Raw genomic sequence first — 20848 nt, 5'->3', positions numbered from 1 at the left:
TAAATGGAGGGCAGGGCGAGATGACCCTCTCGACCCTCTCGATCTTTCTTCTCGAAAGGAGACGAGCATGGCGGATATCATCAGGATTTCGGACCGGCTGAACCCCTCGCGCCGTTCGGCAGGCACGCGTGAGCATAAGGCGGAGATCCTCTTCTTCACGGGCATCCGCTACGAGCGGCTGGATCCCAACGCCATCTGGCCACGGGTGGAATTGCCGACCTTGCCGGCTCTACCGTCACCAAAGGGACCTTTTTTCGGACCCGACCGCCGGCCTTGCTGAGCAACATCGTCTCATCATTCGCCGTTGCCGGTCATCGTCCGGCCTTCTGCGGCTGTTCGCTGTTCCGCGATCCAGGCCAAGTCGTCAATCCGATTCCAGCGATTCATCGGTTGTAAATCGTTTAAGTAGGATAAGATAAAATAAGAAGTCGTGGCAGGACGCCGCGATCAACCGCTGCCCCTCGGTACGGGCGCCTATTGCGGAGCCAGGTCGACGGCCCATGCTGATGAAGATTGCCAAGGATCGCATTCGCAAGGGAATGTTCATTGAAAGCGTCGCGTGCCCCAGCCAGGAATTCCCAAGACGCCGCTTCGTCCTGAAAACGGACAAGGACATCGCCGCGATCCTCGCCTCCTCCGCGACCAACGTATCGATCAATCTGAGCCTTGGTGTTGATCTGGACGGACGCAAACCCGCTGTCGCCCCTGCAGCGGCCAAATCCGCAACAGGCGATCGCGCCCGCAGGGAAGCCGTGCGCGGAACGGTCAGCCAATGTGCAAAGATGCTGCGCTCCAGCCTCGGCGATATCGTGTCCGGCCGCTCCCTCGACATGTCCGAGCTGTCACGCGCCGCAGATGACAATGGCGAACTCTGGTCCGACAGCACCGCGATCGCTCTGGAGGTGACCCGCCTCAAGAGCAAGGACGAGACCACCTATGTCCACTCGCTCGCCGTCAGCGGTTTGATGACGCTTCTCGGACGCTCATTGCAGATGGACGATGAAACGGTGCGCATCCTCGGTGTCGCCGGCATGATGCACGATATCGGCAAGCTGCTGATCCCGAACGAAATCCTCAACAAGCCCGGCAATCTGACGGACCGCGAGCGCGTGGTCATCCGCAGCCACCCGGAGGCGGGTTACCAGCTTCTGAAGTCCTATCCGGAGATCCCGCAAGTTGTTCTCGACGTCTGCCGCCTGCATCATGAGGTTCTCGATGGCTCCGGCTATCCGCTCGGTCTGAAGCAGAAGGACTTGAGCCTGCCCGTTCAACTGAGCGCGGTCTGCGATGTCTTCGAGGCCCTGACATCCGTGCGTCCCTACAAGCGTCCCTGGTCGACATCACAGGCGCTCGACTGGATGTTTGCCCGTCCCCATCATTTCGATCGCAAGATGGTCATCCGTTTGGGCAGCGTGCTCAGCGACGGGCCGATCGGCTAAGACTTGTTCAGCGCCCGGTAAACGGCATGCATTCCGCATCGGCGAGAAACGCCGTGGCATCCGCCTCATAGCTTGCCTGCGGCGCCAGTACCCGCAGAACCACATAGCCTTCCATGCCCGGATGCTCGACCAGGATGGTTTCGGCGAGCGCCGCGATCGGCGTCTTGCGGAGCTGCGCCACCTGCACCGGGGTCGCGACCAGCACGTCGAGATCGCCGGCAACGGAGGTGCGGTCGTTCATCGAGAAGACTTCGTTGGCGTCCCGGTCGTAGATCGCGACCGACCAGAAATCGACGCCGCCGCCAAGGGCAATGAGGGATAGCGGCTGGCGGGCAATGTCGAAATGGCAGACCGCGACCCGAAGATAAGGATCGAGGTTCGACAGGCCCACCGCATCGGGCGCAGCTGACAGCGGGTGGAAGACAAAGGGTGTGCCTTCGGCTGTCACCCTTGTATAGGCGTCGCGCCCTGTGAAATGCGGCACGCCGAGAATGATGATGATGTGCAGGAGCACCGCACCGAAGAAACCGGTCAGGATGGCATAGAGAAGCTTGCTCATTGGCCACATCCGATCTGCTCGATGACCGGCATGGCAAGACCGGACAGGCCCGTCGAGGCGGCCGCCGGGGTGTCGAGCAGTGTCAGCACCAGCTGGAATGAGCCGGCATCGGGGATTGCGAGCCAGTTTCCGGATTTTGCCGTGCGCGAGATCGTGATGTCGAATGTCCCGTCACGGCGCCTCAGAACCGTCTGGGAATTCTTCGCCGCCGGAAGTTCGGGACCTGCATCCAAGGGATTGCCGTCGGCATCGGCGGCATAAAGCGTCCACAGCCTCGCCGTGGGTGTGCGCCCGCTCATCCGGTAGGAGCAGGTCCCCGTCAGCGTCAACCCGTCCTTGTCGCGAGAGGCGGTGAACTGCAGCCCCTCGGCAGACCCGTAAAGCAGCCGCCCGCCCTTGGCCCGGTGCGCCTTGGCGTAAGGATCGGCAGACGCCGTCTGCGCCGCCGGAAACGCCCGCCATCCCGCCACCTCGATTGCCCCGAACCCGACGGAGGCGTTCAACATCGACAACGCCGACAGGATCCCGCCTCCGAAGGCGATGACGAGCGCAGTGGCGACGATGAGGGGAACACGAAACACGGGCGGGTCGAGACCTTCGGCAATGCAGGCGCATTCGCGCCGGGCGGCAGTGCCCGAGGGGTATCACTGATTCGGGAGTGAGGGAAGTTTGAGGGCAGGGGGGAGCGGAACTTGACACAGCCGTTGCTGCACGTCGCACCGAGTGTCTTTCGTCCCCTCAGTTCGGAACGCTTACTGTCACACCAGAACTCCAATCCCGTGCTTCTCTACGATTGCGAGAAGCTTCAGGGCCGGGCCACTGGGGCGTTTCGAGCCATTTTCCCATTTCTGCACGGTAGAGGGGCTGATGTTGAGATAACGGGCAAAAACCGGTTGGCTTACATGGTTGCGCTCGCGCAGCGCCTTGATGGCATCCGGCGACATGGCGTCCGGAACAACGAGGCAGGTCTCGTCAAATCGGCGCATCGTCTGCTTGTCAATGGTGCCTGCTTCCAGCATGCCTGCAACGGCGCTGTGAATCGCCTCGAATGCGTCAGACTTATAGTCCGCTTTAGCTGTCATTGCAGATCTCCGTTATTGCACCGCTCTCCAATTCCGCTGCTATATCGTCCGTCGTCTTGCGGCGGTAAAGCATGGCCAGTGAACGAAAAGCCTTGAGCTCGTCGTCATCGATGCTCGCCCTGTCCTGCTTCGCAAACAGGTAGGCGAACACCCAGAATTCGCCCGCCTTGGTCAGAAGAATTGCGCGTTGCCTGTTGTCGTCCAACCGCTTCTTGAATACGCCGCCGCCCAGATCATCGGCTTGTCCGCGAACGGTCTGAACAACAGCTTGGCATAGAGTCAAATCATCGATCCGGGCTTTCCGTGCCGCTCTAGCAAACCATGCCGTCTTGAACACCCGATATGATGTCATAAGCTAGCACCTAGTGCAATAGATCTCAGGCCGGCAATGAGCAATTCCGCCAATGAGCAGTGTAGATGTGTCGTGAGGAAGTGCAACTGCAGATATGAGTCTGCTGTCCTTCAGCATTCTCGGCCGCTCATCCGCCGCCTGAGCTAGAGAGGGGCGGCACCTGTCTCTGCTTGGAAGGAAGACAAGATACGGGCGCTGGTAGACAGCTTGGTGAATAAAGGTCCGAGCTCCCGTTCGCCTACCGCAACACCCCCGCCGCCAGCGCTCGCTGGATGCCTCTCACATCTGTGCCCTTCTTCAAGGTCTTGGTCACCGGTTCATGGCTGCCCGACACCCAGATCTTCAGCTCGCTGTCGAGGTCGAAGGTGCCCGCGGTTTCGACGGAAAAGCGGGTGATGGCGCGGTAGGGGACGGACATGTAGTCGACCTTCGAGCCGGTAATGCCCTGCACGTCGATCAGGATCAGCCGCTTGTCAGTGAAGACAAACACGTCGCGGATGACACGGAAAGCGAGCGAAACCCGCTCGCCGTCGATCAATACGCCATCCAGCCGTTTGGCGAGATCGGAAGGATCAACGCTCGATCCATGGCCCAGCAATCCGTCGAACAAACCCATTGTGATCCTCCATCTGTGGTTAGAGCGGAGATGGGAAGAGGCGGCGACGCGGTCAAGGTAGGGGCGCGCTCTCTGCCCCTCACACCCGCTCGCAAAAGGCAATGCGGTTGCTGAATGGATCCGTTACCGTCATCTGGAGCCCCCATGGCGCGTCCTCCAGCCCCGGTTTGAGGTAGCGATAGTCCTTGACCGTCAGATCCGCATGGAAGCTCTTCACGCCCCGCATCCAGGTGAAGGCCTTGGCGCCGGGCGAGGCATCACCCGCGTGCTCCGACAGGTGCAGCACGCAAGCGCCACGCGACACCTGGCAGTAGAGCGGATAATTCTCGCCGAAGCGATGTTCGAAGTCGACGGTGAAGCCGAGATAGTCGCGGTAGAATTCCATCGCCTTGTCGACATCGAAAATGCGGAAAATCGGGATAGGCGGCTCGAAAGAGATCTTGGCCGGCGGCGTCTCTCCAGCCTCAATCCGGGCCGCTAGGATGTTCCATTGTTCGAAGCCCAGCTGTCTTGCGACGAGTTCCAGAGCCTGGGAGTGGCTGATCTCGAGATTGCTCTTGGCCAGCTCCGCCTTTAGCGATCTGGCCATCAGTTTGGCGTCACGCACGTCGCGCATCGTCGTCCCTCCGCAGTGGCAAACGGTCCGATCAGTGTCCGCATCTGCTGATCCGTCGCCACCATTTGAAAGGGCAAGGATAAGGACGTCGTTTCGTGATGCGTTCACCATCGCGCTCTGGAATAAGCGCCGCGGAGCGGCAGGCTGCATCGGCCAGATCCCAGACTAGCAGAGCCTGACCGCATGACAAGAGTATGGGACTGGCAGAGCGTCAAGCCTGCCTCCGACTTTCGTGCGACTACCCCACCTTCTCGTAAAATGCCTCCAGCGTCGCCACCTCCACCCCGAGCTTGGTGAGCGAGGCATGCACGCTCATGTGGCGTTCGTCATGCAGGATGAACCAGTCGTCGAAACCGAACCGCGTCTTCGAACCATCGGCATCCGGCACGTCGCGGGCATATTGCCAGCGGAAGGCGCAGCCGGCTTGTTCGCCCTCGGCCGTGCCGTCGATCAGCGTTTCGCGGCCCTCATAGCGGTTTTCGCCACGCTTCAGGATCGTCCAGTTGAGCGTGTCGGAATGACCGTCGTCGAAGAAATAGTCTTCCGTCAGCGACAGCACATTGGCGCTCGTATCGAAGCGCCCGCGGGCGTCGATCGTGAACCGGTTCTGGAAGCCGCCGAGGCGACCGATGGTCATCCCATAGCCGCGCAGCGTGCCGGAGAAAAACTCCTCCAGAATGAACCTGGGCTCTCTGTCTGCAAAATCCTCGAGTTTCAAGGCATCTCTCCTGGTTTGCCGATTGGTCCGGTGAAACACGAGGGAGGCGGCTCCGGTTCCCTTGGGGTTCAAAGACGCACTTTGGCCCCTTACGCTTTTGCCTCCGCCGCGCTATCTGGTCGTCAGACAACCCAATCCACGAGGAGGATCACCATGGGCAAGCGGATCGTATTCACCGGCGGCAGCGGCAAGGCGGGGCGCCATGTCGTGCCCTATCTCTTAGGTAAGGGGCACAAGGTGCTGAATGTCGACCGCGCCGTGCTCGACGTGCCGGGCGTGCACACGCTCCTGACGGACGTGACCGATGCCGGTGAGGTCTTCAACGCGCTCTCCTGCCATTTCGGCTATGAGGGCTATGAAGAAGCGGGCGGCCCGAAGCCGGCCGATGCTGTCGTGCATTTCGCAGCCGTCCCGCGCATCCTGATGCATCCCGATAACAGGACCTTCGCGGAAAACACCGTCTCGACCTACAACGTCATCGAATCCGCTGCAAAGCTCGGCATCAAGAAGGTGATCATCGCCTCTTCCGAGACCACCTATGGCGTCTGCTTCGCCGAAGGCGACAAGGATTACAAGGGATTCCCCCTGACCGAGGAGTATGACGTCGATCCGATGGACTCTTACGGCCTGTCCAAGGTCGTCAACGAAAAGACCGCCCGCGCCTTTGCCATGCGGTTCGGCATCGACGTCTACGCCCTGCGCATCGGCAATGTCATTTCGCCTGAGGACTATGCAAACTTCCCCGGCTATCTCGCCGATCCGCCATGCCGCAAGCGCAATGCCTGGGCCTATATCGATGCCCGCGATCTCGGCCAGATCGTCGATCTCTGTGTGGCAAAGGACGGCCTCGGTTTCCAGGTCTTCAACGCCGTCAACGACACGATCACCGCGACCGTGCCGACCCGCGAATTCCTCGCGAAATATGCCCCGAACACGCCGATCACGGGTGAGATCGACGGCTTCGATGCGCCGCTGTCGAACCGAAAGATCCGCGAGTTGCTCGGCTTCAAGGAAGAGCACGACTGGCGGAAATACGTGAAGGTCTGAGGCGACCTCGCGCCGTGCGAAGAAGGGCATGCGCACGGCGCGACAGCCGCTGACACCCAGGTCGCTTCCCCATCGGCGCATAAGGTGGGGAACGCTCATTGCCTGTAAATTTTTACGGGTAAAATCCTAAATTGGTGGATGAAATGCGCGGGTTTTTCACATATGAGGAATATAGAAAAACCCTTCATTTCTAGGGTTTATGAACGGCCCAAAGAACAGTCATGCACGAAAAGCGCATGGAAATCGCCAATTGCGCGCAGATCGAAGTGCGCGGCCAGAGCTTCGTCACCTTCGATGTGGCGATGCAGGGTCACGTGATCTCGACGATTGATGCACCGTTGCTGTCGGGGCGAATCCTCTGGTCACACGCGGCGATCCATGGCTATCGAGATTTCGATCCGCGGGAACGCACGGAGTTGGAAGTCGAGGTCGGCCGCATTTTGATTGGCGACAATACCGCAGAAAACGGCGAGCGGGACGAACGCCCTGCCAGCTGGCACTGATCATCAACCCGGCGCAATCCAGCGCGGCAGTTGCAGCGCCACACCGACCGCCAAGGCTAGAGCGGTCGTGATCGCCACGAAAAAGGCGAGTAGAAACAGCCCCGTCGCCCGGGCGCTGCCGATCCCCAGATCGCGCCGGAACCAGCGGATTTCCGCCTGCCCATACCAGACGACCGCACCGACGAAGACGGCCGCCGCATAGGCGGTACCTCGCTCCCCCGGTATGGCCAGAAAATCAACCGAAAGACCGACCAGGAAGACGAAGGGCGCAGCCACATAGCACTGGCTGAAGAAGGGCGGCCGCAGCGTCGACCGCTTCAGGATCAGCCTTTTGTGCAGGATCAGCGTCACGGCCATGACCATCGGAAAGATCCCGAAGATGACGCCGCGCACGATGAGCAGGTTGGAGAAGGAATGGGTGAGTGCGGTGACCTCCGTCGGCGAGGCCACGGAAGGAAATGCCGTCGACAGAGCCTGCGAAAGCAACAGCGTGATCAGGAGAAACAGGGGCGGGCTGATCGTATCGTCATACTGGTCTTCCGGCCGGTCCTCCAGCTCGTCATCGGCATAGCGCATCATGCTGAGCGGCTGGGTGAAGGCGCGCCAGAAGGTCATCGGATAGAAGACTAGCCAGGAAACGAGCTCGTAGAGCAGTTCCTCCAGCGACTTCAACAGCCTCATGAAATCCATGCATATTCCCCGACTGACCTGTGGCGACCGAACGCCCTTGGCTGGTCGCACGCGACGATGCCAGCCGCAAAGAGAGGGCGCAAGACCGGCGCGACAAACCCGCCGCACCCGATCCACCTGCAGCCTGGGCTCGAACCTTGCGTTGCTAACCCCATTCCCACGCCCGCCCGCGGTCTAGCCCTCATCCTGAGGCGGGAGCGTAGCGACCCTCGAAGGACGAGGGCGGATGGCAAAGTTGAGGCCTCGATCCTTCGAGGCCCCCGCCCTGCGAGGCACCTCAGGATGAGGGTGGAGATCGCCCGCGAAGCGGCGGGTGGAGGTGATCACGCCTCAGGCATGCTCAAGCGCCCACCCATCCCGGAACTTTGCTCCAGCGCTTCCCCGCAAGGGCAGGGTCCGCCCTTGAGAATCGCCCCGCCACCTGCGAGTGTCGCGCGGTTCGAAACCTGCCGGAGACTGAATGCTCGCCCTTTTCCGCAAGACGCCGATCCTCGGCGCGCTTCTCGCCCAGGTCGTCGCCCTGCCGGTGGTGGCCACCGTGACGGCGCCGCTGTCGACCTCGGTCGAGCGCCTGCCGCTGATCGCGATCGCGCTCGTCCTGCAGGGCGCGCTTGCCGCACTGATCTGTGCGCTTCTGCGCCTTCCGCGCTGGTGGCTGTTGATCGCCTTCCTCTTTCCGCTCGCCATGGGCTCGGTCATGCTGCTCGGCAATCTGCCGGCCTGGCCCTTCGGCCTTGCCTTCCTCCTACTGGCGCTGGTCTTTTCCAACACCACTCGCGGCCGCGTGCCGCTCTATCTCACCAACCCCGAAACGGCTTCGGTCCTGAAGGACATGATGCGCGATCGCGGCGCGACCCGCATGCTCGACCTCGGCTGCGGCCTCGGCGGCGTGGTCCGCGCGCTGGACGGCGAGGGAAGGCGGGCGCGCGGTGTGGAGAACGCGCCGGCCGTCTATCTCGCAGCCCGCCTCATGTCGCGTATCTCGGGCAAGGGCGAGATCCGCCGCGGCGATCTCTGGAAGACGGACGTCGCCCAGGAAGATCTCGTCTACGCCTTCCTCTCGCCCGCCCCCATGGCCGCCCTCTGGCAGAAACTGTCGAGCGAAATGAAGCCAGGCAGCCTCTTTGTCTCCAACAGCTTTGCCGTGCCGGATGTCGATCCCGACGAGATCTGGGAACTGTCCGATGCCCGCAAGACACGGCTCTTCCTCTATCCGATCGGCAAGGCGCAGGAGGGGTGAGGTCTTGCCTTCTGCCCACAGGCGGGGAGAAGCGGACCAAAGGCCGGATGAGGGCAGGGGACGCCAGGGTCAGCCGTATCCAGCACCGTTGGCGCCTCAGGTCCGAGGTCACCGGCACCGCAGCGCGGATCAACTTGACCCGAAGCCGGCCGCTTCAAGCTTGGCCCGAAGCTCATCATCCGTCGCCTGTTCCAGAGACAGCAGGCCGAGATAGGCATCGCCCTCTTGGCCCAGCGCCGACCAGAAGGCCGGCTCGGTCTTCAAACCCTGCCGCCGCAGCGCCTGAATGGCGCTTTTGAACCCGTCACCGCCGAGCCCCAGCAAGCGCCGTTCCATCTCGAAATGGCGCCAGCCGAACTGCTCGGCGACAGGCAGGGGACTGGCGAAGATTTCGAAATCCCACCCGCATGCTCGAAACGTCGCAATCACCGGCCGGTCTCTCGCGATCCACTGCCAGATGCGAATCCCGCTCATTTCGCCATAGAACCGCAGCACATCGGCAACAAAGGCCTCGTCATCCGGCGCACAGCAGAGAATGTCGATGTCGCTGGTCAGGGTGTCGACCCCGAGCGGCGGGGTGCCCGCGATATGCGGATCATACGCCGCAAGCGCCTCCAGGATGCCGATTAGATGCACGGCGGTCTGATAGTCGGTCCGCGACACTGGCTCGCCCCCTCGCATGATTGACCTGCGGACCTAACGCCGGAGGGGGAGCGGATCAAGGCGGGTGGTTGTGGGGGGCAGAGGTGGTGGCGGCTTTGCGCCAATAGCGGTCATCCTGCCTTTCCTTAAAGCTGTGTGATCCATTCATGGCCGGGATACATCGCCTCCAGCCAACATCGTAGGTCGGCTTTTTCCTGAACGTGAAGCTTCGGCAACGCAGCCTGGAAGTCTGCAGCATCTTTGGGCCGAATGTGTTTTGCCTTAAACAAAAGGACGAGAGCAGGAGCGAGATAAGGAATTCCGGATGGTGTTTCTCGAACGACAGTCGATCTAGGCAACTGCAACGATGGGTCGCGCTTGTAAATCCAGATTTCCGGGGTGCCATGTTCGATCATCATGTCTATTCGCCAGCAAGCGTTGGCCGTGTCGGCTCCCCACAATTGGTGGGTCTCTGGTCGAGGCCTCATTTCAGGAGCAAGATAAGCAAACATGCCGTTATGGACCTCGAAGAAATCTAGCTCGGGTAACTGGGCGCGAAAAAGATCGAGATCATCCGAAAGTATGCAGAACTCCAGGTCCTCATGATCGCGAGACTGGTAGCCCTGCCACAGGTCCAGTGCCCAGCCTCCGACCACATACCAGGGTGAACTCTGGTAGCGGAAGCGCTGGAAAAGCAGTTCCGGTGTCCAGGCATCCCACGCATCATCGGGAAAATGCTGCATCCCCATCCTCTGCCTTTCTATCTACTCGACTGCCGCATTACTCAGTTAGGAATAACGGCCCTTCGCATCGCGGACGATGATATCATTGATGCGTCTGGCTTTCCGATACCACATGCCGCGTATGTCTGCTCCGGGCCGACGGCAGCCATGCTCGACACGCGCCAACACCGCCCCTTGGCTCCGAATGCCTGATTTGTCGCCATCAGAAGCAGATGCCCCTCTTAACGGCATCAAAAGCTTTCTCCGCTATCGAAAAGTCCATGATTTCCAACGGTTTATTTAAAAATTTATTGGCATGTCTGTTTCTGGTGGTACTGGCAAAACTGGGTGCCGATACCGCCTATGCGAGCGATACGACCAGCCTTCGCCCGTCCTGCTGGGCTGAAGCCACGCTTTCGGATGATCCCGTTGCGGTGGCGCGCGATGAACAAAGATGGTCCTGCTCCGGCGCGGGCCAGGCGTTCTCGATCGCTGCCGAGCGTGTGCTGCTTCGTTTCGATATCGAACCCGATCAGACACCGCCGCGATATCTTCTCTCGAGGCGAAGCGCGCTCGAAGCCGTGCATCTGCTGGCGATCGACAAGGATGGTGGAATTCGCCAGACGTCCTATCCTTCCGCCTCCTTGCGCAGCTCGATGGCTGGTGGCTACTTCAATGCAGCCCTGCCTGATGTCACGGAGATGACCCGGCATGTCGTCGCGGTCGTTGATCTGCCCTCTCACCAGATGACATTGGAGCAAGCCTATCTTTCACCTGCGGACGCAGGCGCTGGCCGTGACGATCTGCGGTTTCTGCTGTTGATGGCCGGGCTCTCCGGCATGCTCGTCATGCCCCTCATTTTCAATGCAGCATTCTACCGTGCCCTCCGGCAACCCTTCGTTCTCTGGCACTCGGCGCTGACATTGTCGCTGCTGATGACGCTTGCCGTTACATCAGGTCTGTCGGTCGTGTTCTTCGATCCTCCGCCCATGACGCTAAGCTGGATGACGACGCTGATCTTCGGTTTGACGATCGCTTCAGGCGCGATGTTCACCTACAGCTTCATCGAGCAAGGAATGCTGCATCCGCTCCTGCGGCGCATCCTTCCCTATTGTGCCGCATGGGCGATCTTCCTCAGTGTCTTCCACGCGAGCTTCCCCTTCGTGGCCCGTCCGGTGCAATCGACCGTCTACACGGCAGCATTTACCCCGGTTCTTGCCGTCTTTCTCTTCTCCATGATCGACTCATTGCGCCGCGGAAGCCGCGCCGCAAGGTTCCAGGCCATTGGCTACGCGCCATTGATACTGGTCGGACTGATACGGTTGGTGACGGGCGTAATCCCGGGACTGCCCAGCCAGGATGCCATGCTCCTGTTCTATTTCGGCTGCATGTTTGAAGTGCTTCTCACAACGCTTGGCGTGGCAGATCGGTTTGTACTGATCAGACGTGAGCGAGATCGTGCGCTGAACGAGGCGGAGCTGCTCGAGCGTCTGTCTGAAACCGATCCGTTGACGGGTTTGCTCAACAGACGCGCGATCGAGCGCCATTTCGAGCAGCTTCGCACCGACCGCTTTGCCGCACTGGCTGTCATCGACGTCGATCATTTCAAGGCGATCAATGATGGCTACGGGCATGGTGTTGGCGATGAGGTGCTGAAGGCAGTCGCTGCCGCACTCAAGGCCGGGCCGGACGTACGCGCCTATCGCCTGGGTGGCGAAGAGTTCCTGCTGGTGCTGCGCGGGCATGACGTCGATGGAGAGGCCGAGCTTCGCCGCCAAGCGATCCCGACGACCGTCGCCGGCGCCGTTCCTGCACTCGCCGGGGCCGTGACTGCAAGCATGGGCATCACCTCGATCTCCGGCGATGAAGGCTTTCCCACTTTGTATGAACGGGCCGACAAGCTGCTTTACGAAGCCAAGAGGGCCGGACGCAACAGAACTCGCGGCGGCAACAGGGGAGGCGCAGTCGGCGAAAGCCCCGCACTCACCCTCACGCCACCACCCGCGCCTCGTCCTCATCGAGGCTGACGCGCCAGGTGTTGCGGCCGTCGGCCTTGGCGGCGTAGAGCGCGCGGTCGGCCATGTCGAGCAGGCGCTCGAAGTCGCCCTCGGACTGGATCGTGCCCGAGACCGCGCCGACGCTGATCGTTACATAGGTGTTCCGGTCGCCGGTAAAGCCGTGGGCGATGCCGAGCTGGCGCACGGCGCGGCGCAGGCTCTCGGCCAGCGTCGGAGCCATGTCCCTGTCGGCGTCGGAGAAGATGGCGAGGAATTCTTCGCCGCCATGGCGGGCGAGATGCGCCTCCATCGGCAGGGCCCGGCGCATGGCGCGGGCCACCCGTTTCAGACATTCGTCGCCGGCGCCATGGCCATAGGCGTCGTTATAGGCCTTGAAGTGATCGACATCGGCAACCAGCAGCACCACGCGCCGCGCCTCGTCCGGCACTTCCGTCGCAAGCCGCATCAGCTCCATTTCGGTGCCGCGGCGGTTGGCAAGCCTGGTCAGCGGGTCGGTGACGGAGAGCCGGGCGAGATCCTTGTTCTGCCGCGACAACTCCCGCTTCAGCGCTTCGTTTTCCTGCATCTGCAGATGGCTGGTAAGCGCCTCCACCTCGAGCTGATAGGAGACCAGCAGCGTCATCAACACCGTCGGCATGTAGACCGCCAGATGCTGGATGACATAGGAGGGGCTGGCCCCCTCCAGGAACCAGATGACGGAATAGTTGAGGCAGAAGGTGAATATGCTGGCGCGCAGCGCCGGACGGAACGGCGAGGCAGCGGCAATTGTGATTGCCATCTGGAAGGTCGCGGCCGCATAGAAATAGGTGAGCACGCCCGGGCTCGAACTGGAAACGAGGATCGCGCACCAGCAGACATTGGCGAGAAGCGCGACGAGGATCGCGGCGATCTCCTTCTTCTCGATCGGATGATTGCCGGCAATGTAGACGAGCAGGCCAATTGCGATCGGCAGCATCACGCCGAAGCGCAAAACCGCCGACAGCACGGTGACATCGCCGAGCAACCACAGATCGAAGAGAAAGCAGGTGAGATAGAAGATCAGAACACAGACAACGGCAGCCTTCAGCATTCGGCTGCGCAAAGCTGCGCGATCTTCGAGAAACGCCGCATACTGCTCCACCGTCAATCGGGGCCTAGCGGGAAGTCCGAGCCATCTCATCATGGATGTCCAATCACCGATTGAAATATATGAACCGTCGAAACAGCCGAAATGTATGTTTGGCCCCCTTAATTTGGGGTGAAGGCGATGTGCCAATACGAGAAATCATGGATGAACACAAGCGAGATGGTTAACCGTTGGTGAACGCTTGACGACCTGGAAAGCCTTGGAGACTGCAACCTGTTTCAATTCAGGATGGTAGGGAAGGGCGGGCGCAGGCCTGTGCCTCGATGGGACGCACGGAGTGCCGAAAGCCGACGCGCCGCTGTCGTGATTCGCATCCACCGTGCTTGAGACGAAGTAAACTTGTGATTGTCTTAACGACCGGTCGAGCCGGTCGTTTCGGGCTCTATCGCCGCCTGTGCCGTGCCCGCCGGTGCCGAAAGCGCGTCGGCAGATTTCAGCCGCGTTGCAAGCTCCCGGATCAGGCGGGTCGATTGCGATGACAGCGAGCGCGGACGCACCATCGGCGGCAGAGCATCCGGATTGGCGGCATCTGCGACTTCGGGCTTGGCTTCCCTCTCCGGCATCGGCTGGTCGACGCCGGGGATCGGCTTGATGTCGATGCCCTGATGGGCATAGTCCATCAGCTTCTTGAAGGTCATGGCCGGCAGCGAACCGCCCGTCATGTTGTTGGTCGAGGTGTAGTCGTCGTTTCCGAACCAGACGGCGGCGGTGTAATTGCCGGTATAGCCGACGAACCAGGCATCGCGGTAAGCCTGGGTCGTACCGGTCTTGCCGGCGGTCAGGATCCCGTCGACGGCCGCGCGCCGTGCCGTGCCGATATAGGGGATCTTGGTCATCATCTGGTTCATCGAGCGGGCGGCCTGTTCCGACAGGATGCGCTCGGGCGCGGGCGCGTCGCGCTCGAAGTCGTAAAGCACCTCGCCGGCATAATTGACGATCTGCGCGATGCCGTGGCGGCGCGAGGCATAACCGTCGGCCGGTAGCACGGCATAGGCGGTCGCCTGATCCATGACGGTGACTTCCGACGTGCCGAGCGGGATCGTCACGTCCTTCTTGATCGGCGTCTCCACACCCATCGCCTTGGTCGTCTGGATGATCGCGTCGATGCCGAATTTTTCCTTGGCGAGCCGGACCGGGATCGTGTTGATCGATTTCGCCAGCGCCGTTTCCATGGTCACCCGGCCGGAAAAGCTGCGACCGTAGTTCTGCGGGCTCCAGTTGCCCCAGGCGACCGGCGCATCGACAACCACGGTTTCCGGCGTATAGCCGTTCTCCATGGCCAGCGCGTAGGTGTACATCTTGAAGGACGAACCGGGCTGGCGCAGCGCCCTTGTCGCGCGGTTGAACTGGCTCTCGCCATAGTCGCGTCCGCCGACCATGGCGCGCACCGCCCCGCCGTTTTCGACCATCACCAGGGCGCCCTGCTTGACGTTGTAGCTCTCGCCATATTCGCGCAGAGACGAGGCGACCGCCTCTTCGGCTGCCTGCTGCAGGCCAAGATCGATTGTCGTGCGCACGACCAGCGTATGATCCTTGAAGCGGGCCGCGATGCGCTGCACCTCCTCGAAGGCCCAGTCGAGGAAGAAATCGGGCGCATCCTTCTCGTCGCGGTCGATGACGGAAGCCGGATTGCGGCGTGCCGCGACCACCTGGCCCTCGGTCATCAGCCCGCTCTGCACCATGTTGGTGAGAACGTCGTTGGCGCGGGCACGCGCCGCCGGCAGGTTGACATGCGGGGCATATTTCGCCGGCGCCTTGAAAAGGCCGGCCAGCATCGCCGCTTCGGCAAGCGTCACTTCGGTGATGTTCTTGCCGAAGTAGAACTGCGAGGCGGCTGCTGCGCCAAACGTGCCACCGCCCATATAGGCGCGGTCGAGATAGAGCGACAGGATTTCCTTCTTCGACAGGTTCGCCTCGAGCCAGAGCGCGAGATAGGCTTCCTTGATCTTGCGCTCGATCGACCGCTCATTGGTGAGGAAGAGGTTCTTCGCCAGCTGCTGCGTCAGCGTCGAGCCGCCCTGCACCACTTCGCCGGCCTTGGCATTTTCCGTCATGGCGCGCGCAAGACCGATGAAGTCGATGCCGAAGTGATCGAAGAAGCGCCGGTCTTCCGTCGCCAGAACCGCCTTGACCAGATGGTCCGGCAATTCGTCTACCGGAACGGAGTTTTCATGAATGATGCCGCGATGGCCGATCGTGTTGCCGTAGCGATCGAGGAAGGTGACGGCGAAATTGTCGTGGTTGCGCCAGTCCTTCTTGGTTTCCTCGAAGGCCGGCTGGGCAAGCGCGAGCAAGAGCACCATGCCCGCCGTGCCGAGCGTCATGGCTTCGCCGGCGATCTCGAAGCCGAGCTTCTTGAGGCCGCGCACACGGAAGCGGCGAAAGAAGATGGTGATTTCTTCCCAGGCCTCGGCGAGGTCGTAACCGGCATTCCACAGCGTCGAGTCAAGCCAGCTGTCGATCTTGAGAAAGATGTGACGCTTCAGCTTCTGTGGCTTTTCGGTGCTGGTCCCAGCAGCGCCCGAAGCTGGCCGATCGCCGCTGTCGGCGCCGCCGAGGCGCTCCGCAGGCTGAAGATCGTCAGGCTTGTCGTTGTCGGCCACCGTGGCTTTTCCCGAAAACTTGTTGTCGGCTCCCTTGACGCGCCCGCCGATTGGGATCAGGACCCGGAGAGATTACGGGCGTGTCGTCATTATGTGAGTGATGGTCGATTTGCCGTAAAAGAACAAGCGGTTTCGCCGGCCATGGTGAACCCGGCGCGGCCCCGGACGCGCTTTTGGCGGCGGGCGTTGCACCCCGGCCACCGACTGGTCGAGGATAGCGGCCAGCACCGCAGCCAGATGCCACAGCAAGACCGAAAGACCACAGTCAGTTGAACGAGACGATGACCGAACAGCCCTTCTGGAAGACCAAGACGCTGGCCGAAATGAGCAACGCAGAATGGGAAAGCCTCTGCGATGGCTGTGGCCTCTGTTGTCTCAACAAGCTCGAGGACTGGGACACCGGCGAGGTGGTCTTCACCTCGGTTGCCTGCAAGCTGCTCGATGGCGACAGCTGTCGCTGCTCCGACTACGAGAACCGCCAGGAAACCGTGCCCGACTGCATCCAGCTGACGCTCAAGGGCCTGCGCGAAATCCAGTGGCTGCCGCCGACCTGCGGCTATCGGCTGATCGATGAAGGCCTCGACCTCTATTGGTGGCACCCGCTGGTCTCGGGCAGTGCGGAAACGGTGCATCAGGCCGGGATTTCCGCCCGCGGCCGGACGATCTCGGAGGAGGGGCTCGATGTCGAGGATCTCGAGGATTACGTGGTCGACTGGCCGATGCGAGTTGGAGAGGAACGGGATTGAGGGGCTCGCGGGCGGTGGGCCAGGTTTTATCATGCTGATGATGGAAACCATCGTCATGCTGGCTACTTCGCGGCCCGAGGACCTCGAAGCCCTTTAGCTCCACAATTCCGCACGCATCCAGGCCTCCGGCAGCAGCAGCCGCCCGGCGAGATCGTCCTCGCCGCCATCAAGCCTCAGCCATTGCCAGGCCTCTGTCCATTCGGCGGGCAGTGGATAGGGTGGAATGACATGGCTTGCAGATCTGAAACCTGAACGGCTGTAATAGGCGGGGTCGCCGAGCACCAGCACCTCCGCCACACCCGTGGCCTTTAGGCGGCTCAAACCTGCGGCGATCAAGGCCTTGCCGATCCCCTGGCGCTGATGACCGGGATGAACGGCGAGTGGTCCGAGCAGGGCGACGGTCTCGGACCGGTCTTCGAGCTTTCCGTGGGTGAAAAGAACGTGCCCGATCAGCCTGTCGTCTATATGGGCTGAGAGCGAAAGGACGGCTGGATCGGCGAGCAAAGCCTCGACCAGCGGCACAAGATCCTCCTGCGGAAAGGCGGCTGCATAGAGGGTGGGGATGTGCGATTTATCGGCAAATGGCGTGTCGCCGATGCTGCATCTGGCGGGCATCTCGTTTCCTCCGGACATGCGTTCATGCCTAAGGCAACGGCGGTTTGGCGGCAAGCCCGGGATGGCGCGGCAGGCGACGAGGATCGCGCGTTTGAGTGAGTGTGGCGCGGCACCACCGAACGTCCATTGCCGCCGTCATTCAATTGAATTACGCTGCCTTCTTGGAGGCCGGCATGACCAACGCACTCGTCCAGACACGCATCGATCCCGATATCCGCGACCGCGCGGCCGCTGTGCTGGAGAGCATGGGGCTGACGGTATCCGATGCCGTGCGCATTCTGCTGACACGCACCGCCAATGAAGGTGCTCTTCCGATCGAACTCCTCTCGGATCCCGCTGTTCATGATGCCTGGTTCCGCGCCAAGGTGCGCGAGGCGCTGGAGGATGTCCGCGATGACGTCGAGGATGATGCTGTGGCGGACATCTTCGCACAACGCAGAGCGGCGGCCCTTGCCAAGGATACTGGACGTTGAGGCTCACCTGGTCAGCTCTGGCAATTGCTGACCGCATGGCGATCTTTGACTTCATCGAGCGGGACAATCCGGCTGCAGCAATTCGCATCGATGCGAAAATCGAGGCGGGTATCCGTCAACTTCTCCAGTTTCCGGAGAGTGGACGGACCGGGCGGGTGTCGGGGCCAGAGAACTGGTCATTGCGGGAACACCCTATATTGCCGCCTATTCGGTTCTTTCTGATCGAATCCGTATTTTGCGCGTTTTGCATGGTGCTCAGGTTTGGCCAGATAGCCTCTGAACCCTTTTGAGCTAGAAATCGTCACAGCACCCCCTTGACCCTCCCATGATGGGAAGGTCCATCTATGGTGGCGGAGGTGACCGCTATGAATATGCAGTCCAAGCCAGATGTGGCCAATAACAAGAACGAAACCATCTTTTTGCCTGTCGAGGGCATGACCTGCGCATCCTGTGTGCGGCGGGTGGAAAAGGCCGTGGCATCCGTGCCGGGGGTCGAGGCGAGCGCGGTGAATTTTGCGACCGAGACGTTGTCTGTGACCCCGGGAAAGGGCTTCTCGGCAGGCGCTCTGCTCGAAGCGATCGACAAGGCCGGCTATGAGGCCAAGGCCGAGACGCTGGTGCTGGAGGTCGAGGACATGACCTGCGCCTCCTGCGTGTCGCGGGTTGAGAAGGCCTTGAAATCCGTGGCCGCCGTCGAGAGCGCAAGCGTCAATCTGGCGACCGGCGAGGCGGTGGTGAAGGTGCTGGGCGGGGCCGATGCCTTGCCGGCGCTCACCGCAGCCGTGGCCAAAGCGGGCTATGCGGTCAGGCTCGTCGGTGCTTCGACGGATGAAGCCGCGGCCGAAGAAGGGCAGGGGGGCGCTGGCCAGGCCAGACCCGGTGAGGTTCCCGGGGCGGCGCATCCGGCGGTCTCCACAGGCCAGGCCGACGACAGCCGCGAGGCGCGCCGGGAGAAGGAGATATCGGGGCTGAAGCGCGATTTCCTGATCGCGTTTGTCCTGACACTGCCGCTCTTCGTCATGGAAATGGGCGCGCACATCTATCCGCCGCTGCATCATGTGCTGATGCAGATTTTCCCCGGCAACAGTCTGTATCTCCTGCAGTTTGCGCTTGCGACGGCGGTTCTCGCCGGTCCCGGGCGACGCTTCTATCTGAAGGGTATTCCGGCGCTCTTGCGGCTGGCGCCCGACATGAACGCACTCGTCGCGATCGGCACGGGGGCGGCCTATCTCTATTCCGTCGTGACCACCTTTGCGCCTGAAATCCTGCCTGTCGATGCCCGGCATGTCTATTACGAAGCGGCGACCGTCATCGTCTCGCTGATCCTGCTCGGTCGGCTGCTGGAAGCGCGCGCCAAGGGCCGGACGGGGGCGGCGATCCGCAAGCTGGCAGGCCTGCAGGCAAAGACTGCGCGGGTCGAGCGTGAGGGGAAGACGCAGGATGTGTCGCTCTCCGAAGTCAGGCTCGGTGACGCCGTCGTGGTCCGTCCGGGAGAGCGCATTCCGGTCGATGGCCGGGTGATCGACGGGGCAAGTGCCGTCGACGAGGCGATGATCTCGGGCGAGCCGATCCCTGTCGAAAAGGGGCCCGGCGCCACCGTCATCGGCGGTACGGTCAACGGCTCCGGAAGCTTCCGTTTCGAGGCGACGGGCATTGGCGCCGACATGATGCTGTCGCGCATCATCCGCATGGTCCAGGAGGCGCAAGGGGCGAAACTGCCGATCCAGAAACTGGTCGATGAGGTGACCGCCTGGTTCGTGCCCGCAGTGATTGGCATTGCCGTCGCCACCTTCTTCGTCTGGCTGATCTTCGGGCCGGAGCCCGCCTATACGCACGGGCTCGTGGCGGCGGTGGCCGTGCTGATCATCGCCTGCCCTTGTGCCATGGGGCTCGCCACGCCGACCTCGATCATGGTCGGAACCGGCCGTGCCGCCGAACTCGGCGTGCTCTTCCGCAAGGGGGAGGCGCTGCAAAGTCTCTCCGCCATCGACTGGGTGGTGATGGACAAGACCGGCACGATCACGGCCGGAAAGCCCGAAGTGAACGAGATCGTGACATCAGAAGGGTTCGAAGAGGCCGAGGTGCTGCGGCTGACCGCAAGCCTTGAGGCGCGCTCGGAGCATCCCCTGGCGGATGCCATCGTTCGTGCGGCGGAGGCGCGGGGAATTCCGCTGTCTGCCGTGGAGAATGTCGAGGCGGTGGCAGGCTTTGGCGTCACCGGGCTCGTTGACGGGCGGAAGATTGCAGCGGGGGCTGACCGGTTCATGGTGAAGCTCGGGGTGATGGCAGAGGGCGAGACATCGGATCTCACCGCCGCCGTCACCCGTCTGGCCGATGAAGGCGCAAGCCCGCTTTACGTTGCCATCGATGGTAAGCTCGCAGCGGCAATTGCGGTCGCCGATCCGATCAAGGAGACGAGTGAACAGGCGATTGCAGCCCTGAAGGCCCGGGGTCTGAAGCTGATGATGGTGACCGGCGACAACAGGCGCACGGCAGAGGCCGTGGCGAGGAAGGCCGGCATCGATGCGGTGGTGGCCGAAGTGCTGCCCGAGGGAAAGGTGAGCGCAATCAAAGCGCTGCAGGCAAAAGGTGAGAAGGTCGCCTTTGTCGGCGACGGCATCAATGATGCGCCGGCGCTCGCCACCGCCGATGCCGGGATTGCCATCGGCACCGGCACCGACGTGGCGATCGAAAGCGCCGATGTCGTGCTGGTCGGCGGCGACCTCTTGGGCGCGTTGCATGCGATCGAGCTGTCGGACAAGGTCATGGCCAATATCCGCCAGAACCTGTTCTGGGCCTTCGGCTACAATGTCGCGCTGATCCCGGTGGCAGCGGGGCTGCTCTATCCGCTTTTCGGCGTGACCTTTTCGCCGATGCTGGGGGCGGCAGCCATGGGGTTGTCGAGCGTGTTCGTGCTGACCAATGCGCTGCGGTTGCGGACGGCGAGGGTGACGGCGGTCTTTACCTCCCCTTGAGGGGGAGGTCGCGCGGAACGCGCGGGTGGGGTGATGCTGGTGTGCGCCGCTTGTTCACCCCCCCCC

The 20848-nt window shown here is 61.8% G+C and carries 22 protein-coding genes and 1 pseudogene; 10 read left to right on the top strand and 13 right to left on the bottom strand.

Annotation, left to right across the window (positions count from 1 at the left end):
* The first annotated feature begins 67 nt into the window (after positions 1-67).
* Positions 68-280 carry a hypothetical protein gene (locus IP85_RS11555; protein WP_054149833.1) on the top strand — a complete coding sequence of 71 codons (213 nt, stop codon included), beginning with the start codon at positions 68-70 and terminating at the stop codon, positions 278-280.
* Positions 281-500: 220 nt separating this feature from the next.
* The gene (locus tag IP85_RS11550) at positions 501-1439 is read left to right on the top strand and encodes an HD-GYP domain-containing protein (RefSeq protein ID WP_054149832.1); all 939 of its coding nucleotides are present in this window, start codon (positions 501-503) and stop codon (positions 1437-1439) included.
* A gap of 7 nt (positions 1440-1446) precedes the next feature.
* On the opposite strand, the gene IP85_RS11545 is transcribed toward IP85_RS11550, so the two are convergent.
* The 7 genes from IP85_RS11545 to IP85_RS11515 all read right to left on the bottom strand — a co-directional run bounded on the left by IP85_RS11545 (position 1447) and on the right by IP85_RS11515 (position 5382).
* The gene (locus IP85_RS11545) at positions 1447-1998 is read right to left on the bottom strand and encodes a hypothetical protein (protein WP_054149831.1); all 552 of its coding nucleotides are present in this window, start codon (positions 1996-1998) and stop codon (positions 1447-1449) included.
* Complete coding sequence (locus IP85_RS11540) at positions 1995-2579, bottom strand: DUF1214 domain-containing protein (RefSeq protein ID WP_054149830.1); 585 nt, start codon at positions 2577-2579, stop codon at positions 1995-1997. The genes IP85_RS11545 and IP85_RS11540 overlap by 4 nt, the downstream gene beginning before the upstream one ends.
* A gap of 177 nt (positions 2580-2756) precedes the next feature.
* Entirely contained in the window at positions 2757-3080 is a 324-nt protein-coding gene (locus IP85_RS11535) for a DNA-binding transcriptional regulator (RefSeq protein WP_054149829.1), read from the bottom strand.
* Positions 3070-3432, bottom strand: coding sequence for a type II toxin-antitoxin system RelE/ParE family toxin (locus tag IP85_RS11530; protein ID WP_054149828.1), 363 nt, complete (start codon positions 3430-3432; stop codon positions 3070-3072). Before IP85_RS11530 ends, IP85_RS11535 begins: the two co-directional genes overlap by 11 nt.
* A 238-nt stretch (positions 3433-3670) precedes the next feature.
* Complete coding sequence (locus IP85_RS11525) at positions 3671-4048, bottom strand: PH domain-containing protein (RefSeq protein WP_054149827.1); 378 nt, start codon at positions 4046-4048, stop codon at positions 3671-3673.
* Between the two features lie 79 nt (positions 4049-4127).
* Positions 4128-4664: a glyoxalase superfamily protein gene (locus IP85_RS11520; protein ID WP_054149826.1), complete on the bottom strand. Its 537-nt coding sequence runs from the start codon at positions 4662-4664 to the stop codon at positions 4128-4130.
* A gap of 238 nt (positions 4665-4902) precedes the next feature.
* Positions 4903-5382, bottom strand: coding sequence for a DUF3833 family protein (locus IP85_RS11515; RefSeq protein WP_054149825.1), 480 nt, complete (start codon positions 5380-5382; stop codon positions 4903-4905).
* A 153-nt stretch (positions 5383-5535) separates the two neighbouring features.
* On the opposite strand from IP85_RS11515, the gene IP85_RS11510 reads away from it, so the two are divergent.
* Positions 5536-6429 carry an NAD(P)-dependent oxidoreductase gene (locus IP85_RS11510; protein WP_054149824.1) on the top strand — a complete coding sequence of 298 codons (894 nt, stop codon included), beginning with the start codon at positions 5536-5538 and terminating at the stop codon, positions 6427-6429.
* Positions 6430-6665: 236 nt separating this feature from the next.
* Positions 6666-6932 (top strand): hypothetical protein, encoded by a 267-nt coding sequence (locus IP85_RS11505; protein ID WP_156322853.1) that lies wholly within the window; start codon positions 6666-6668, stop codon positions 6930-6932.
* 3 nt (positions 6933-6935) lie between these two features.
* On the opposite strand, the gene IP85_RS11500 is transcribed toward IP85_RS11505, so the two are convergent.
* Complete coding sequence (locus IP85_RS11500) at positions 6936-7622, bottom strand: hypothetical protein (RefSeq protein ID WP_054149822.1); 687 nt, start codon at positions 7620-7622, stop codon at positions 6936-6938.
* 460 nt (positions 7623-8082) lie between these two features.
* Here IP85_RS11500 and IP85_RS11495 point away from each other — a divergent pair, with 460 nt between their 5' ends.
* Positions 8083-8862, top strand: coding sequence for a class I SAM-dependent methyltransferase (locus IP85_RS11495; protein WP_054149821.1), 780 nt, complete (start codon positions 8083-8085; stop codon positions 8860-8862).
* A gap of 129 nt (positions 8863-8991) precedes the next feature.
* Here IP85_RS11495 and IP85_RS11490 read toward each other — a convergent pair whose 3' ends face one another.
* A complete protein-coding gene (locus tag IP85_RS11490; RefSeq protein WP_082347664.1) occupies positions 8992-9525 on the bottom strand; it encodes a DUF4269 domain-containing protein in 534 nt (177 codons plus the stop codon).
* A 125-nt stretch (positions 9526-9650) separates the two neighbouring features.
* Entirely contained in the window at positions 9651-10247 is a 597-nt protein-coding gene (locus IP85_RS11485; protein WP_082347663.1) for an amino acid transporter, read from the bottom strand.
* Positions 10248-10555: 308 nt separating this feature from the next.
* Here IP85_RS11485 and IP85_RS11480 point away from each other — a divergent pair, with 308 nt between their 5' ends.
* Positions 10556-12253, top strand: coding sequence for a diguanylate cyclase (locus IP85_RS11480; protein ID WP_245280855.1), 1698 nt, complete (start codon positions 10556-10558; stop codon positions 12251-12253).
* Here the strand turns inward: IP85_RS11480 and IP85_RS11475 are convergent.
* The gene (locus IP85_RS11475; RefSeq protein WP_245280854.1) at positions 12216-13406 is read right to left on the bottom strand and encodes a GGDEF domain-containing protein; all 1191 of its coding nucleotides are present in this window, start codon (positions 13404-13406) and stop codon (positions 12216-12218) included. The genes IP85_RS11480 and IP85_RS11475 overlap by 38 nt on opposite strands.
* Before the next feature lie 314 nt (positions 13407-13720).
* Positions 13721-15856 carry a PBP1A family penicillin-binding protein gene (locus IP85_RS11470; RefSeq protein WP_236759360.1) on the bottom strand — a complete coding sequence of 712 codons (2136 nt, stop codon included), beginning with the start codon at positions 15854-15856 and terminating at the stop codon, positions 13721-13723.
* Positions 15857-16254: 398 nt separating this feature from the next.
* Between IP85_RS11470 and IP85_RS11465 the strand changes: the two genes are divergently transcribed.
* Entirely contained in the window at positions 16255-16719 is a 465-nt protein-coding gene (locus IP85_RS11465) for a YcgN family cysteine cluster protein (RefSeq protein ID WP_054149816.1), read from the top strand.
* Between the two features lie 93 nt (positions 16720-16812).
* On the opposite strand, the gene IP85_RS11460 is transcribed toward IP85_RS11465, so the two are convergent.
* Positions 16813-17334 carry an N-acetyltransferase gene (locus IP85_RS11460; protein ID WP_054149815.1) on the bottom strand — a complete coding sequence of 174 codons (522 nt, stop codon included), beginning with the start codon at positions 17332-17334 and terminating at the stop codon, positions 16813-16815.
* 173 nt (positions 17335-17507) lie between these two features.
* Between IP85_RS11460 and IP85_RS11455 the strand changes: the two genes are divergently transcribed.
* The 3 genes and pseudogenes from IP85_RS11455 (at position 17508) to IP85_RS11445 (ending at position 20782) form a co-directional block, all read left to right on the top strand.
* Positions 17508-17807 carry a type II toxin-antitoxin system RelB/DinJ family antitoxin gene (locus IP85_RS11455; protein WP_054149814.1) on the top strand — a complete coding sequence of 100 codons (300 nt, stop codon included), beginning with the start codon at positions 17508-17510 and terminating at the stop codon, positions 17805-17807.
* Positions 17804-18087, top strand: a pseudogene (locus IP85_RS11450) (type II toxin-antitoxin system RelE/ParE family toxin). The gene IP85_RS11455 and the pseudogene IP85_RS11450 overlap by 4 nt, the downstream one beginning before the upstream one ends.
* An 85-nt stretch (positions 18088-18172) precedes the next feature.
* Positions 18173-20782 carry a heavy metal translocating P-type ATPase gene (locus IP85_RS11445; RefSeq protein ID WP_054149857.1) on the top strand — a complete coding sequence of 870 codons (2610 nt, stop codon included), beginning with the start codon at positions 18173-18175 and terminating at the stop codon, positions 20780-20782.
* Positions 20783-20848: the final 66 nt, after the last annotated feature.

The sequence above is a fragment of the Rhizobium sp. AAP116 genome (genome assembly GCF_001295785.1).
Lineage (GTDB): Bacteria > Pseudomonadota > Alphaproteobacteria > Rhizobiales > Rhizobiaceae > Allorhizobium.
Note: the sequence above shows the minus strand (reverse complement) of the source record. Positions and strands in the feature narration are given on the sequence as shown.

Bases quoted from the DNA above. Each gene is read 5' to 3' on its own strand.
- IP85_RS11555 (WP_054149833.1), top strand. From the start codon at position 68: ATGGCGGATATCATCAGGATTTCGGACCGGCTGAACCCCTCGCGCCGT.
- IP85_RS11550 (WP_054149832.1), top strand. From the start codon at position 501: ATGCTGATGAAGATTGCCAAGGATCGCATTCGCAAGGGAATGTTCATT.
- IP85_RS11545 (WP_054149831.1), bottom strand. From the start codon at position 1,998: ATGAGCAAGCTTCTCTATGCCATCCTGACCGGTTTCTTCGGTGCGGTG.
- IP85_RS11535 (WP_054149829.1), bottom strand. From the start codon at position 3,080: ATGACAGCTAAAGCGGACTATAAGTCTGACGCATTCGAGGCGATTCAC.
- IP85_RS11530 (WP_054149828.1), bottom strand. From the start codon at position 3,432: ATGACATCATATCGGGTGTTCAAGACGGCATGGTTTGCTAGAGCGGCA.
- IP85_RS11525 (WP_054149827.1), bottom strand. From the start codon at position 4,048: ATGGGTTTGTTCGACGGATTGCTGGGCCATGGATCGAGCGTTGATCCT.
- IP85_RS11520 (WP_054149826.1), bottom strand. From the start codon at position 4,664: ATGCGCGACGTGCGTGACGCCAAACTGATGGCCAGATCGCTAAAGGCG.
- IP85_RS11510 (WP_054149824.1), top strand. From the start codon at position 5,536: ATGGGCAAGCGGATCGTATTCACCGGCGGCAGCGGCAAGGCGGGGCGC.
- IP85_RS11505 (WP_156322853.1), top strand. From the start codon at position 6,666: ATGGAAATCGCCAATTGCGCGCAGATCGAAGTGCGCGGCCAGAGCTTC.
- IP85_RS11500 (WP_054149822.1), bottom strand. From the start codon at position 7,622: ATGGATTTCATGAGGCTGTTGAAGTCGCTGGAGGAACTGCTCTACGAG.
- IP85_RS11495 (WP_054149821.1), top strand. From the start codon at position 8,083: ATGCTCGCCCTTTTCCGCAAGACGCCGATCCTCGGCGCGCTTCTCGCC.
- IP85_RS11485 (WP_082347663.1), bottom strand. From the start codon at position 10,247: ATGCAGCATTTTCCCGATGATGCGTGGGATGCCTGGACACCGGAACTG.
- IP85_RS11475 (WP_245280854.1), bottom strand. From the start codon at position 13,406: ATGATGAGATGGCTCGGACTTCCCGCTAGGCCCCGATTGACGGTGGAG.
- IP85_RS11465 (WP_054149816.1), top strand. From the start codon at position 16,255: ATGACCGAACAGCCCTTCTGGAAGACCAAGACGCTGGCCGAAATGAGC.
- IP85_RS11460 (WP_054149815.1), bottom strand. From the start codon at position 17,334: ATGCCCGCCAGATGCAGCATCGGCGACACGCCATTTGCCGATAAATCG.
- IP85_RS11455 (WP_054149814.1), top strand. From the start codon at position 17,508: ATGACCAACGCACTCGTCCAGACACGCATCGATCCCGATATCCGCGAC.
- IP85_RS11445 (WP_054149857.1), top strand. From the start codon at position 18,173: ATGAATATGCAGTCCAAGCCAGATGTGGCCAATAACAAGAACGAAACC.